This window comes from Exiguobacterium sp. s160, assembly GCF_018617575.1.
Classification (GTDB): domain Bacteria; phylum Bacillota; class Bacilli; order Exiguobacteriales; family Exiguobacteriaceae; genus Exiguobacterium; species Exiguobacterium aestuarii_A.
The window spans coordinates 404,886-418,604 of the sequence record NZ_JACSKK010000002.1; the positions used below are offsets into that span (position 1 = coordinate 404,886).

At 48.8% G+C, this 13,719-nt stretch carries 11 protein-coding genes; 8 read left to right on the forward strand and 3 right to left on the reverse strand.

Annotated features, from left to right (window positions below; all coding sequences use genetic code 11):
* Nucleotides 1–11 precede the first annotated feature (11 nt).
* The 4 genes from kynA to KNO86_RS07955 all read left to right on the forward strand — a co-directional run bounded on the left by kynA (nt 12) and on the right by KNO86_RS07955 (nt 6,306).
* On the forward strand, nt 12–851 hold the full coding sequence (kynA, locus tag KNO86_RS07940) for a tryptophan 2,3-dioxygenase (protein WP_074035540.1): 840 nt from the start codon (nt 12–14) through the stop codon (nt 849–851).
* A gap of 15 nt (nt 852–866) precedes the next feature.
* On the forward strand, nt 867–1,490 hold the full coding sequence (gene kynB / locus KNO86_RS07945; RefSeq protein WP_214694904.1) for an arylformamidase: 624 nt from the start codon (nt 867–869) through the stop codon (nt 1,488–1,490).
* Between the two features lie 100 nt (nt 1,491–1,590).
* Nucleotides 1,591–6,006 (forward strand): glycosyltransferase family protein, encoded by a 4,416-nt coding sequence (locus tag KNO86_RS07950; RefSeq protein ID WP_214694906.1) that lies wholly within the window; start codon nt 1,591–1,593, stop codon nt 6,004–6,006.
* 6 nt (nt 6,007–6,012) lie between these two features.
* Nucleotides 6,013–6,306 carry a hypothetical protein gene (locus KNO86_RS07955; protein ID WP_214694912.1) on the forward strand — a complete coding sequence of 98 codons (294 nt, stop codon included), beginning with the start codon at nt 6,013–6,015 and terminating at the stop codon, nt 6,304–6,306.
* A 56-nt stretch (nt 6,307–6,362) separates the two neighbouring features.
* Here the strand turns inward: KNO86_RS07955 and KNO86_RS07960 are convergent, their stop codons facing one another.
* Complete coding sequence (locus tag KNO86_RS07960; protein ID WP_214694914.1) at nt 6,363–7,520, reverse strand: glycosyltransferase; 1,158 nt, start codon at nt 7,518–7,520, stop codon at nt 6,363–6,365.
* A gap of 46 nt (nt 7,521–7,566) precedes the next feature.
* Between KNO86_RS07960 and KNO86_RS07965 the strand changes: the two genes are divergently transcribed.
* The 3 genes from KNO86_RS07965 to KNO86_RS07975 are packed head-to-tail and all read left to right on the forward strand — an operon-like array spanning nt 7,567 to nt 10,780.
* Nucleotides 7,567–8,751, forward strand: a complete 1,185-nt coding sequence (locus tag KNO86_RS07965; RefSeq protein WP_214694915.1) for a lipopolysaccharide biosynthesis protein — start codon at nt 7,567–7,569, stop codon at nt 8,749–8,751.
* The gene (locus KNO86_RS07970) at nt 8,751–9,890 is read left to right on the forward strand and encodes a glycosyltransferase family 4 protein (RefSeq protein WP_214694917.1); all 1,140 of its coding nucleotides are present in this window, start codon (nt 8,751–8,753) and stop codon (nt 9,888–9,890) included. The genes KNO86_RS07965 and KNO86_RS07970 overlap by 1 nt, the downstream gene beginning before the upstream one ends.
* Nucleotides 9,887–10,780, forward strand: coding sequence for a glycosyltransferase family 2 protein (locus tag KNO86_RS07975; RefSeq protein ID WP_214694918.1), 894 nt, complete (start codon nt 9,887–9,889; stop codon nt 10,778–10,780). Before KNO86_RS07970 ends, KNO86_RS07975 begins: the two co-directional genes overlap by 4 nt.
* Here the strand turns inward: KNO86_RS07975 and KNO86_RS07980 are convergent.
* Nucleotides 10,734–11,336: a response regulator gene (locus KNO86_RS07980; protein ID WP_214694920.1), complete on the reverse strand. Its 603-nt coding sequence runs from the start codon at nt 11,334–11,336 to the stop codon at nt 10,734–10,736. The two genes, KNO86_RS07975 and KNO86_RS07980, sit on opposite strands and share 47 nt — an antisense overlap.
* Nucleotides 11,337–11,379: 43 nt before the next feature.
* Here KNO86_RS07980 and KNO86_RS07985 point away from each other — a divergent pair, with 43 nt between their 5' ends.
* Nucleotides 11,380–12,717, forward strand: a complete 1,338-nt coding sequence (locus KNO86_RS07985) for a sugar phosphate nucleotidyltransferase (RefSeq protein ID WP_214694922.1) — start codon at nt 11,380–11,382, stop codon at nt 12,715–12,717.
* Here the strand turns inward: KNO86_RS07985 and manA are convergent.
* Nucleotides 12,638–13,678 carry a mannose-6-phosphate isomerase, class I gene (manA, locus tag KNO86_RS07990; protein WP_214694924.1) on the reverse strand — a complete coding sequence of 347 codons (1,041 nt, stop codon included), beginning with the start codon at nt 13,676–13,678 and terminating at the stop codon, nt 12,638–12,640. The genes KNO86_RS07985 and manA overlap by 80 nt on opposite strands.
* Nucleotides 13,679–13,719: the final 41 nt, after the last annotated feature.

Here is a 13,719-nt window from a genome sequence, read left to right on the forward strand (position 1 = left end):
GGGGAATTGTCATGAGTGAACGTATGGAACATAAAGTGGAAAAAACGATTCAAACCGACTTCTCTAAAGATATGTCGTACGGGGACTATCTCCAGCTCGACCCGATTTTATCGAGCCAGCATCGCCTTTCCGACCATCACGATGAGATGCTCTTTATCATCATCCATCAGACGAGCGAGTTGTGGATGAAGCTCATCTTGCATGAATTGACGGCAGCCACGACGGCCATCACGAACGGGGAACTCGAGCGCTCATTCAAGATGCTCGCTCGCGTCTCAAAGATTCAGCAACAACTCATCCAGTCGTGGGGCGTCCTCGCTACGTTGACACCGGCCGAGTATTTAGAGTTCCGAGACCAACTCGGCTCTTCATCTGGTTTTCAGTCTTACCAAAACCGACAGATTGAATTCGCGCTCGGCTTCAAAAACGCACGGACGCTCAGCGTCTATGCGCATGATGAAAAACTATATCCACTGCTCGAAGGGTCGCTTCAAGCACCTAGCATTTATGACGTGACCGTCCGTGAGATGCATCGCCGTGGTCTTCCGATTGATGCGAGCGTGCTCGAACGAGATGTCACGCAGGACTGGGAATGGAACGAGAGTGTCGAGAAGGCATGGGTCGAGGTCTATCGCGACGTCGACACGTATTGGGATTTGTATGAGCTCGGTGAAAAGCTACTCGATATCGGAAGCCAGCAACAGATGTGGCGCTTCAACCATATGAGTACCGTAGAACGCATCATCGGACAGAAGATGGGAACAGGCGGCTCGTCTGGCGTGAACTATTTGCGCCGCGTGCTCGATCATCGTTTCTTCCCAGAGCTTTGGACGGTCCGAACATCATTATAAGAGGAGCTGAACGAAATGACATGGATTGATGTATCCCAACCGCTTCATGCCGATGTGACGACATGGCCGGGAGACACGAAGTTTTCGTACGAGATCGCTTGGCCGATGGCACAGAGCGGTTCAGTGAATGTCGGGAAAGTGACGATGAGTTTACATGTCGGGACGCATATCGATGCCCCGTTTCACTTTGACGACCACGGGAAGCGCGTCATCGACCTCGACCCTTCCCTTTATATCGGTCCAGCCCGTGTCATTCATATGCCACATAAGACAAAAATTGAAGCATCTGATTTGGACGCTCATGACTTGACCGGGGTCGAACGCCTCATTTTGAAGACGGATGGTTGGCCAGATAAGAGCGTCTTCCCAGAGACAATTCCTGAACTGACGCCGTCTCTTGCCGATCGTCTCGGAGAACTTGGGATTTTCTTGATCGGGCTCGACTTGCCGTCCGTTGATGCGATTGACAGTAAAGAGATGGGTGCTCATCATGCGTTAGCACGAAATGGTGTCCATATATTAGAAGGGCTCGTCCTAGACGATATTTTGCCGGGGGATTATGACTTAAATGCCGTCCCGCTCCCAATCGTCGAAGGTGACGGAAGCCCCGTTCGTGCACTGCTTCGCCCCATGTCGTAAAGAGATAGCCGGAATCGGCTGTCTCTTTTTTGATTAGACAGGGATAGTTCGACGTTTGGCGAAATAGATGACATACGTGATGAAAGGAGGCAGATCGGATTTGCAACGCATCTTATCTACACTACGAAACGGTCTGCATACGTACCGTTACGACCTCATCGCCTTGACGATTATGTTGTCATGTATCCTCGCCTATGCGTACCCACTCTTTTCGTCGGGGATGGTCGTCTTTAGTGATATCGCATTCGGTCTATCGTCCGACCGTTATATCGAAGAGATTTTTGGTGCCTGGAATGAACGATGGAGCACGACAACATTGTTGAATGTGCCTCGACTCGTCTTCATCGCACCACTGTATGGATTAAGTTTATTGTTCGGTGCATCTGGACCATTCTTAATCAAATCATTCATCTTGACGTTGCTCATCGTTTCGGCACTCAGCATGTATGCGCTCGTCAAACGACTTCATTCGATTTATATCACGAAACACTTTCAGTTGATGACACTCATGACATTCACGCTTGCCGGGCTCTTTTACGCGTTGAACCCGTGGATCATCACACGCATTCAACATATTTATCTCCTGTGCGGCTATGCGCTGTTCCCGTTCGCACTTCTACTCTTCTTTAACTTGTTCGACCCGAAATTCCGACGTCAGTTGGATCCAGACTTTTCGTTTAACAAACGACTCTCACCGAGAATCTGGATTGATGCCATCGGGTTGTCCGTTGTGTTCATGTTCATGTCTGCCGGAATCCATTACTTTTTCTTCTCAGCCATTTATATGGGCATCATGCTCGGACTGATCGTGCTCAAAACGCTTTGGACCGAACGGAAGACGCTATTGTTCAAATCGTATTTCTTCTATTACGTCCGCCTGATCACAGCGGTCGGGTTCGTGTTCATCTTGTTCAACGGCTACTGGTTCTTTATGTATGTCGGTTCTATCCTGTTCGGGGCGCAGGCATCCCAACATAATATTAACGTCACCGAGACGTTGATGCTGTTCAGTCGAAACTCGTCGATTGAGAACGTGTTGTATACCATCAGTTATTGGTGGCCGATGTTTGACTTGCATACACTTCCACTGACGTTTTGGGTGGCCGGTGGAATCTTGCTCTTCTTCATCGGAATCGGTCTTCTCGGAAGCTACAAACGACCGATTCACCTGTTCTTCGGCTTACTCGGCATCGGTTTGATCATCTTTGCGACTGGAACGTATGAATGGGTCGCGACGGCGTTCGTCGCGCTCGTCACGTACACACCGTTGATTGGTCCGATGTTCCGCGACCCGAATAAGCTCGTCGGCCTATTGATTGTCAGTTACAGCTTGCTGCTCTCTCTCGGTATCGGGATTGTTGATGCCAGACAATCTAAAGCGATACCACGTCCGCTTTATCGCGGTATCCTTTTTATCGGTAGTTTTGTCGCGTTGACGCTCTTTATTTATCCGTATCGCACCGTGTATATGGAGGGTTTTTATAAACCGGTCGACGTTCCTGAAGAATACGCGACCGTACAACAAGAAATCGATGGGAAGTGGCTACAGTTCCCCGTTGCCGATGAGATGACCCAGCCGATTACCGGGGTGGCGACACCGAGATGGAACGAAAATCCCGCACTCGGCGAGACGGTCAAACCGACCGGGGACTTCCACGTGTACAGTTCGCTTGAAAATACAGTGTTCCATCATGAAGGGTCGACGCCTGCGATTCGTTATCTGTTTTCACTCTTACAATACTTGCTCGATACAGGACGTTCAGACGAGGCGAGTAACTTGATTAAAGTGTTCGGTGTCGACCAGTTCGCATATCGGGATGAATATTTAGGGATGGAAGAGCGACAGCAGTTCAACTTAGAGGTCCTTGACTCGCAACGTGATTTACTGCGGACGAAGCAAGTCGGTCTATTCACTTTATTCGATGTCGTCGCACCGCTCACCGATCGAACCGTCCCACAGCTTATCGTAACGCCTTACGGAATCGACCGTTCCATCACATATGGAACGATTCCTGAATATGAGCAAGGGAAGCAATCCATTTTATTCACGACACAGCGACATAGTGACGATTTTGATTGGATTCGTTCAGGTGATGCGATTGAGATGATCGAACAAAAAGACATGCTGCTCAGTCAGGTCCCCGATGACTATTACTGGAAGCCGTTTGAGGCAATCGATTCCGCCAACCCGTTCCTCACATGGGGCAAGACCCTTTTCGCGAACAGTGACTGGCGTTGGTATCAACAAACGCAAGGTGTGAAAGATCCTGCATTCGATCTTGATTTCGGAGACGGTGTCGGACTTTCCTTCGCTTCTGCCCGAATCGATGCCCCCCCTTACGAGCTCGATGATTTGTCGACGAAACAAGTCGCATCGTTCAATTCGATGCTTGAGGATGAAACGTTCTTCAAAGCCGATAACCCGGACATCGTCGATCTGTCACCTAACCCGTTGTCTTCAACGAACGACTTGCCCCTTCTTCAAGCGGAAGTCGCCAAAGGAGACCCGAACTACATTTGGCAAGTCGCGAAGTCCGGTCTCTTACCGGCACTCCCGAATAACGCCTATCGGTTCGATATCGTCGCATCGGGTCGAGGGGTCGACCGCTTGCACGTGAAAGTCCGCTTTTTCGATGCATCCGGGGAAGAAATCGACCAGACTTACGTCGTCGCCCCGAGAGATTCCGGGAATTTAGACGGGATTCACCTTCGTGGGGAATACGTGACGCCACGGGCTGCCGAGACGATGCGCATCGACTTACTAAGTTATCAAAAACCAGAACGGAAGACATATTGGTGGATTCACGATGTTCAAATCGAGAGTTTCGAGTCACACATGGTACCGAACACGTTCTCCATCACGAAAGAGACACCTCCGGACCGCTACATCGGATTCGCGCGTGTCTTGATGAATCAAAGTGGCGGACAGCTTGACGTTACGATCAATGATGACGAGCAAAACGTCGAAACGACCCGACAAACGGGGGCACGGCTCGAGTGGGTACCGCTCGGAATACACGATGTTGATACGAGTGAAACGACCATCACTGTCGAGAATACGGTCGGTTTCAATGCCATTCAAAACATCGTCTTCTTACCAGAGGAAGAATGGAAGACGTTACAACAGTCACTCCAAAAGGTATTAGAACCCACGAACACCTTCATGGTTCTCGAAGGTGAACAAGATTTCGATTATAGCGGGACGATCCAGTCTGAGCGCAACTACCCGTCTCTCAGTTTCGGGAAAGGCGTCTCACTCACATCCGGTACGTTGTCTCGTACAATCGATGTGGCAGAGCCTGGTGATTACCGTTTCCACATCAACTTGACACCTCCTGTTTCGACAGATGGGACGATTCGCTTACGCCTCCTGCAGGACGAAGAAGTTGTCCAAGAAGAGACGATTGGCGTCACGGCGATGCAGCGACTGCCTGATGTGAAAACGGATATCGGTACACAGACGGTCACGTATGACTCCTTGCGTCGCGATTTTCCATACCAACTTCAATCACTCGAAGATGTCCATCCGACATTGAAACGGTGGACACCGAATACATTCGAGATGGAGCCGGGATCATACACGCTCGAATTGACCGTAGACAGTAACGTGCCGTCACGAATCGAGTTGGAGGATTTACGGAAGTTCGACCCGAATGAGATTGTCGTGACTGAACCACTCGCGACACCTGAAGCTGCCGCGACGTGCGCGACTTGTGTATCCATTACAGACGATATGTTCGAGTCCACGGTAGAAGATGACACGTTTATCGCATCTTACGAATCGACCTGTTCCTGTGACTGGTATATCTTCGCGTCGGATCAAATCGAAGCACTCCCCGACCGAGAATATTTGGTCGCTTTTGACGCAAGGAGCGAACAGATTCGAAATCGCCATGTGAAGATGTACTATCTTGACGAGGAACGTCGCGTGATCGGGACCGACTTCATCAGCGAAGTGGAAGAGTATCGTAAATCGACATGGAACCACTACGAACAGATTTTGATCCCACCGAAGGGAACCGACTCGATGCAGCTTCATATTTGGGCACGTGGAAATGTTGAAAATGCAGGACGACTGGAGATGAAGAACTTGAACGTCGTCCGCTACGACCACCTTCTCCTGACCGACCAAGTGACCGTCGAGGAAGTGACAGAACGTCCGCTACTCACTACAACAGACGCCGAATCTCTTGATGTGACGCGAAGTGTCATGAAACGGACGGTCTCTCACGAAGATTCACTCGGCCGCTTCACGTTAAACGACTCCCCATCTCCGTTATTCGAGCTTTCGACCAGTGAAGGGGCACAGCGCGGTGAAGTCGCATTGAATGGCGTGACACAACTGTACATGTCCTCTGAAAGTGACGTACAGGTGAATGCCGTCTTACGTCTCGTCTACTTCGCCGGCATGACCCTTTTGTTACTCGCCACACCTGTCTCGTTCTTCTTCTATTGGAATGCGCGGCAGGAAGAGCCGCTCCTCCGCCGAGTACGACAACGATTGAAGAAAGGGTGACGGCTCATGCTTCGGACTTTACTGCTCACTACTTTTTTGGGCTGCATGATGATTCTTAGCGCTTGTACGATGGGTGACGAAGACAGTGTGATTGAAGACCGACAAGGCAACACCCTATGGATTGCGCCATCTCATCAAGACCCTGAGGAACAGTATGCGCTACGGGAGGTGACACTTACTTCGTCGACGATTGTCGACGGGAAACCCAACCACCTCGATACACTGAACGTCGGAGATGTTATCACGATTGAATATACAGAGACGGACTCTTCAATCGCTGAATCAATCACCCACGAATAAGCCCAAACAAAAGCCCACGTCCAATAAACGACGTGGGCTTTATGCGTGATGTGCGTTTATCGTCTTGCCCGACTGACAGCTCGCTGTCGTCGTAAAAGAAGGACCATCGTCTTAAGGAACGCAATCGAGTCTTTCACGAGGTCAACGTGAGACCCTTCCCGCTCGATACAAGTCACCGGCTGCTGATAGACACGGAGACGCTCTTTTTTTGCGGCGTACATCATCTCTAAATCGATGGCAAACCCGCTCGTCGCGCTCAAATACGGAAGTAACCGTGGAATCGCCCGACGATTGATGATTTTAAGACCCGTCTGAGAATCCGACACACCTTCTGGTAGGAACGGTTTTGTGATGGTTCGTTTTGCAAAACTCACAAACTTTCGGACAAAGCTTCGGTCTTCAATCGTCAAATCTTTCGTCCCGATGACGATATCGTAATAATCATTTTCCGCAATACTCAGCAGTTGAGCGATGTCATCGACTTTGAACGAATTGTCCGCATCAACGAACACATAATATTCGCTCGAGATATGCGTCATCCCTTCGATAAAGAGACCCGCTTTTTTCGTATTCTGCTTCAACTCATACATCTTTAAATAATCAATTTTGAACAACGTGTCTGTCGCGTTCATGACGATGTCCCGATACTCCTGTAACAGGTGTTTCGACTGATCGGAGGAGGCATCGTCCACAAAGTAGATGGACCCGTGCAAATAGTTCCGTTCAATCATTTTGGTAAGGGATGTCAAAAAAGCATGAATGTGTGAAAACCGTTTCTCTTCGTTGAAAATTGGTAATATAAAGGCTACAGTCCCTTTTTTCACAGCATATTCTGGATGAATGATATTTTGAATTTCAGCTAAAAGTTCATCTGTGTATTCTTCTCTATAATAAAATATTCTAAATATCCCATTCCCTAACAATTGTTTGAAGGGGAAGTTTCCTTTATGTCGAATAACGTCATCAACCCACAGAATCGACGACTGGGGATGATACGTCCGTAACGTTGCCGCTACGTTTAAACCCGTTTCATAGTCGATATAGTCAATCACATACACTTTAATTTGCTCTTTCATGGCACGAATGTCTGGTGAAATTTTCGGTTCAGATGATATACCTGATTCAGAAATGATAAGTTCGTAGTGCGGAATAGACGAAGCATAAGGAATTTGCCGTTGTTGATCTGTAAAAATCACTACTTTACCTTTATCCATCACATTGTCCTCCTTTTAAGATTGACGACCTGAAAGAGGTGATTGTATGAAAGCTGTCATGAGCCGTTATTCGATCTTACTCATCTTCCCTGTTCTTGATGCGTTACTAAATATCATCAACTATTCATATCATTTCTTCTTAGCCCGCGGGTTAACGAGTCAAGATTATGGTCTCTTAAACGCATATCTCGCCCTTCTCGGACTGTTACTCATCATCGGGAGCGCCGTCCAATGGATTGTCACCCGAAACTTAGGACAACAAATCGCGACCGACTATCGGTATATCGAACGGATCATCTTACTCGTCGCGATGGGTTTATCCAGTGTACTCTTTATACTTATCCCATATATTCTTCCTTTATCTAGGATTAACCTCTTTTTACTTGCAGTTACAGTATTTTTCCATATTCTCGTATCATTCCGGCGTGGGGTCTTGCAGGCAAATGAACGATTTTATGCCCTCACCCTTTCTTATTACGTTGAAGCGATTGTGAAAGTGGGGGTCACGTGGATTTTTCTCGAACAGCTTGATATCACGCTCGCTTTGATTGGGATTTTGATCGGCATGATTCTCACATATGGACTCAGTATATGGCAAACTCACTTCCCGGAAACGGCTGGTGACAAACAGTTCCATGGTTTGTTCCAACTCATCCATGTGCAGATTGTCATGACACTCTTCTTCTCGGTCGACAGCTTACTCGTCACCTTATTCTTTCCATCGTTAGTCGGAGATTATTCCGTCAGCCTACGCTTTAGTCAGCTCGTCTTGTTCGTCTGTCTGTCGATTTTCCAAGTCCTTTTGCCACGTCTGAGCCGGGCGGCCGAGACGGATTCATTCCTATCGTTTGAGCGCACCGTATTCCGATTATTATTGGCTGCTCTCGGAATCATCACCATCGTCTATTATTTTGTCATTCCGTCGGTTGTACCGATTTTCTTCGGTCAAGGATATGACGAGGCAGGTTATTTCGTACGCTATATGATTTTCACCTATATCGGCATCATCATTGTGCAATATGAGGCGATGTTGCAATTCATCTTACGAAACAATCGGTACTTGCGTTGGTATTGGGCGCTACTCTTCGTCTTTCTCGTTGCCTTATTCCTATTCCGGCAATCGATGGAGATGTGGCTATTCGCTCAAGCGGTCGTCTTACTCGGAGGGTCTCTACTTCTTCGTTTCCGCTTTCATTCTGAGCGACGCCAACAATTAAAGGAGGAATCGTGATGAAACCCACTTTATTATGTCTCTCTTGGCGAGACATCAAACATCCGAAAGCAGGAGGAGCCGAAGTATTCACGCATGAGATGCTAGCTTACGTTTCTCCTCGTTACAATATTATCCATCTGTCCCCTCATATCGAAGGATGTGAGGACGAGGAATGGATTGATGGTGTTCGGTATATTCGCTCCGGTACAGACATGACGAGCATCTTAGAGGCACGGCGCTACTACAAAGCGCACGAAGAAGAAATCGATCTCGTCCTCGACCAAATGAATACACACCATTACTTCACGCCATTCTATGTGCCGGCACATAAACGTGTTCTCTTCATCCACCAATTGACGCGTGAGATTTGGCGAATCAACCTACCACCTCCCGTGTCATGGGTCGGGGCATGGACGGAAACGAGTCGTCTGCGGCTCTATCGGCAAAGCGATGTCTTGACCGTCAGCCAGTCGACGGCAGATGACCTCGTCGCCGTCGGAATTCCTGAGTCTCATGTCACGATTTTGCCGGAAGGACTCAACTTCACACCTTGGCCAGAAGAAGAATGGTTTGAGAAAGAAGAGCATCCCACGTTCTTATACGTCGGACGCATGTCCGCCTATAAAGGGATCAATGATGCCGTCAAGGCGTTCGTATCGATCAAGCGCGATTTCCCGACCGCACAACTGTGGATCATCGGGAAGAAGAACGAGGCGTACATCGCCGAACAACTTGATCCGATCACGCCTGAGGATGTACGGTCGGATATTCATTACTTCGGATTCGTCAGTGAAGAAGAGAAACTCGAACGCATGAGTCGGGCGACAGCCCTCCTCTTTCCGTCCCGTCGTGAAGGATGGGGTTTGACCGTCAGCGAGGCCGCTGCTGTCGGGACACCGACCATCGTGTACGATGCGCCGGGACTTCGGGACGCGGTTCAATATGGAAAACTTGGTTACATGACGATGGCACAGACCGCAGAGGCACTCGCGCTCGAGATGAGACGCTGTTTGAACGATCAAGATCATTATGAGGTCGTGCGACGTGATGCCCATGCATTTTCAAAAACACTGCAATGGAGTCGCACCGGCGCGGCATTTGAACAATGGTTGAATCAAAAGTTAGGAATCTTGATTCAGGAAGGGAGAACATCATGATTGGAATCGCGATGTCTACGTATTGTAACGAGGAAATCATTCGGGAAACGATTCAGTCCATCCAACAGCAAACGGCCGAGTTTGTCTGTGTGATCGCGGATGACGGCTCGACCGATCGAACCGTCGAGGTCATGCGAGAGTTGACTGTAGACGATGACCGCTTCATCATTCTTTCCCTCCCACATGGGGAGCGTGGCATCGCCCGTAAAGAGGCAATCGGTCGACTTCGTGAACTCCACGTCGATGTCTTGTATGTCATCGACTCGGACATGGTGTTGACCGAGGGACTGTTGACGAGTTGCCTGCTTTACCTTAAGCATCACGAAGAGGTCGGGGCGCTCGTCATCCCAGAAGAGGCCTATAGCACGTACACCAACTTTTTCTCCAAAGTAAAGGTGTTTGAACGGAATCTATTCCAAATCCCAGAAGAACGGATTGATGACCGCTCCATCGAGGCGGCACGGTTTTGGCGGATGGAAGCGTACGAGGCATCAGGCGGGATCAACCCTGCTCAAATCAGTTTTGAAGAGACCCAACCGACCATTCGTTACATCCAACAAGGCGGGATCATCCGTCGCGCCACCTTCACTGCGGTGAAACATAACGAGAAGGAAGTGACGCTCCAAAATCTGCTCGAGAAGAAGCGCTATTACTTCCAAGTGATGCCGCAAACGCTCGAGACAGAGGAAGGCGGCTTCCGAAAGGCACTCGCTCGCTGGTATTTCTTCAGACCGGTGCTCTATCATCCGTCCAACCTCAAAAAATATAGACGACACCCTGTATTAACATTAGGGGTCGCCTACATGTACCTTCGATTAACGATGATCGGAGTATCGCAACTCTTTACCCACAAGTTCGGGAAGAACGATCCCGTGACTGATACAAAATAAATTCTCCATATTGCGTCGGAATGACGAACCGTTTCAGCTCGCTCGTCTCCCCCGATTCGAACGGGACGACAAGATTTTCCGAGCTGACCAAGTCTCCGCTCTCATAAAACAGACAGTATGCCTGTCCAAGATCGTCTAGAAACTCCGTCAACATGTCTGCGACTCGATACTTATTCGTCTTCATGTTGACGGCTTCTTGACCGACATCCTTGATGACGCGAATCACATACTCATCGATTTTCATCGGTTTTGTCATGATGCGCTTGACGTTTCCATAATTGACGGCCGCGATCAACGTATGGGTATGCGTGTAATCCGTCAATACGATTTGATGAATGAGCGGGAACTTTTTCTTCACATACGATAACAGTTCGACCCCGTCCGTATGGGGGAGTCTTAATTCGGTGATGACGACGTCGATGTCGCTCGATTCTAAAATCTCAATCGCTTCCGTCGCTTCCGTCGCTTCAAAAATGAGTTCTCCTTCTTTCATCAACAGACGAGCCAACGTCTTGCGCGTATGCTCGTGCGGTTCGACGAGTAAGTAATTTGCCATGTTGTGTACCTCCGAAATTTTAATCGAGAAAGGGTGTCACGAAATGAAACTACTCTTACTATCAGGTGGATCAGGAAAGCGTCTTTGGCCACTTTCGAACGATATCAACTCGAAACAGTTCATTCGATTACTTGATGACGGTCAAGGTGCCAAACAATCGATGATTGAACGGGTCTTCTCCCAACTAAGTGACATGCAATTAGATCGAGATGCCTTTATTTTAACAAACGCGCTTCAACGCGATGCCATCGTTTATCAAATCGGGACCGAGGCCAATATCATCACCGAACCGAGTCGTCGAGATACATTCCCTGCCATCGTGCTCGGTGCTAGTTATTTGAACGAACAACGTGTCGACCCGGATGAGACAGTACTCGTGATGCCGGTCGATGCTTATGTCGACCTTCGCTTCTTTGAATATTTCCCTCAAGTAGATGAAGCGGTACAAGCGAGTGACGATGCCTTGCATCTGATTGGGGTCACGCCCCTCCACCCGACATCGAAATACGGATACATCGTCCCAGACGAAACGGCTCAAGTCTCCTCCGTCCGGTTGTTCCAAGAGAAACCGACCGTCGATGTGGCGGAACAGTTGATTGAACAAGGCGCATTATGGAACTGTGGAATCTTCGCTTGTAAGTTGCACTTGTTGCTCGATGAACTGACGGAGCGAAACTTACCGACGACATATTCAGAGCTCACGACCCGCTACGATGATTTAGAAAAAACGTCGTTCGACTATGCCGTTGTCGAACATGCGGAGTCCGTGTTCGTCCATCGCTACGATGGGGACTGGAAGGACTTAGGGACATGGAATACCTTGACCGAAGAAATGACGTCCACCACGCACGGTCAGGTTGAGTTGTTCGAGTCGACGAACACCCATGTCATCAATGAATTGAATCTTCCGTTGATTGGAATCGGGCTCGAAGATCTCGTTGTCGCCGTCAACGCGGACGGGATTCTCGTCTCGACGAAAGATGCGACGCCGCAGTTAAAAGATTATCTAGCCTCCTCTGACGACTATCCAAAGTTCAAATGGAAGCGCTGGGGACAATCCGAAGTGATTCATCACGAGACGCTCGCGGACGGTCATCACAGTGTGACGCGACGGATGCTCGTCCAGGTCGGAAAAGAACTCAGCTATCATTATCACGAAGCGACCGATACGATTTGGACGATGCTTCAAGGAACGGCGACCGTAACAATTGACGGACAATCATTTGAGGCGAAGCCGACCGACGTCATCTCGATTCAACGCGGTGCGGCTCACACGCTCAAAGCTCACGAAGACGTCGTGTTCATCGAGGTTCAGTATTCAAACGATTGGACACTCGACGATGCTTGTCCTGTGCCGTCTCCACTTGATAAACAGTATTGACGCGATGCGTTGTTGGAACAGGGACTTCACTTGTGACGATTTCCACCTTTCCGGTGAACAAGTGAGGTCCTTTTCCTTTTGGAACGAAATAGTGATCTCCTGCCCGGATGGCTTGAACGCCGTCTTCACCTTGCACGAAGCCTTCTCCCGAAACGACCGAGATCAATCGGAACGTTTCCGACTTCTCTAAAATCGCTGGCGTTCCATTCACTTGGTGTCGCATGATTTTAAAAGATGGTTTTGAAATCAATTCGGTCGTCAACGCATCTTTTAAATCTGTCCGTACGAGTTCGTCTGTCCGACGATCCGGAATGTTCATCACTTCCACGGCTTTCTCGATATGAAGGTCACGAAGACGACCCGTGTCATCCACTCGATCAAAATCGTAAAGACGATATGTCCGGTCACTCGTCTGTTGAATTTCAAGCAACACGACACCCGGACCAAGAGCGTGAACGGTTCCGCTCGGGATGTAAATGAAGTCACCTTTTTTCACGGTTTGCGTCTTTAGACGAGTCGCCCATTCTTTTTGTTGCACACATGTATATACCTCTTGTTTCGTTCGGAACGTATGGCCGACGATAATCTCGGCATTCGGTTCTGCGTCTAACACGTACCAGCACTCTTCTTTCCCAAACTCTTCTTGTTCGAGACGTTGCGCCTGCTCATCGTTCGGGTGAACTTGCACTGATAAATAGGCACGCGCGTCGAGTAGTTTGACGTGTAACGGAAATATCGCGAATGGATACGGACCGAATAGCTCTAAACGGTGGGCATCCCATAAATCCGCGAGCGTCTGTCCTACATATGGTCCATTTTCAAATTTTGTCATTCCACTCGGATGTGCGGATGCCGCCCAACACTCGCCAATCTTCCCTTCCGGTAACGAAAGATGAAATAACGTCTCTAGCTGACGGCCACCCCAAATACGTTCTTTAAACACCGGTTTGAGTTTATACATATGTGCTGCGTTTCTCAAAAAGAAGAAACGACTCCCCCCTT